Consider the following 845-nt stretch of genomic DNA (forward strand, 5'->3'; position numbering starts at 1 on the left):
CTTCAATGAGATTTCAGTTTTTATGCCACCTGCTTTGCGTACTCAGCTGGCGGTAAATAATTCAGTGAGCTGTGTGTCAACGGTAATCTAATTTTGACCCACTTAGTGGCAAAGTAAAATTGACCCACCCTTAGCGGTTTATTCGTGATCTTTGTTGTTCATTACCGGCACTATTCCTGCTGTTTTCTTGCCTCGTAATCGATAACTATTTCCAGTAATCTGTACTATGTGCGCATGATGCAACAACCTATCAAGTAATGCCGCTGTCAGCGTTTGGTCGTCAGCAAAAGCGGTTGACCACTGCGAGAACGGCAAGTTACTGGTGACGATAACGCTGCCATGCTCATAGCGCTTGGCAATCACGTTAAAGAACAAGTTCGCTTCTTCACGGCCGAAAGGTAAATAGCCGATTTCATCAATAACCAGTAACCGCGGGCCAAGCACGCTTCTCTTGATGTAGCTCTCGAGCCGATCTTGTTTTTTGGCCGTCGCGAGTTGTAGCATCAGATCTGCAGCGGTAATGAAGCGTACCTTTATACTTTTCTGAATCGCTTGATAGGCATAGCTCAACGCAAGATGACTTTTACCGACGCCGCTAGGCCCGAGCAAAACGATGTTCTCTGCTCGTTCGATGAAAGCTAGGCTGGTGAGTTCCTGTAATTGCTTTCTAGGCGCTCCCGTTGCGAACTTAAAGTCATAATCAGCGAAGGTTTTAATCGCCGGTAACCCAGCGAACTTAAGCAGGGTTTCTCGTGTGCGTTGCTGCCTAGCTTCTAGTTCAACGTTCAACAGTTGCTCAAGGAAGTCAGCCAGTGAACTCTCTTTACCGGCGGCTGTATCGGCTA

1 protein-coding gene is annotated in these 845 nt (G+C 47.1%); it reads right to left on the reverse strand.

Annotated elements, in window-relative coordinates; all coding sequences use genetic code 11:
- Positions 1 to 138: 138 nt before the first annotated feature.
- Positions 139 to 845: IS21-like element helper ATPase IstB (gene istB / locus VT06_RS16860; RefSeq protein WP_046555493.1), on the reverse strand; the 707-nt coding region annotated here is incomplete at its 5' end.

The sequence above is a fragment of the Arsukibacterium sp. MJ3 genome, from assembly GCF_000987765.1.
In the GTDB taxonomy this organism is placed as follows: Bacteria; Pseudomonadota; Gammaproteobacteria; order Enterobacterales; family Alteromonadaceae; genus Alishewanella.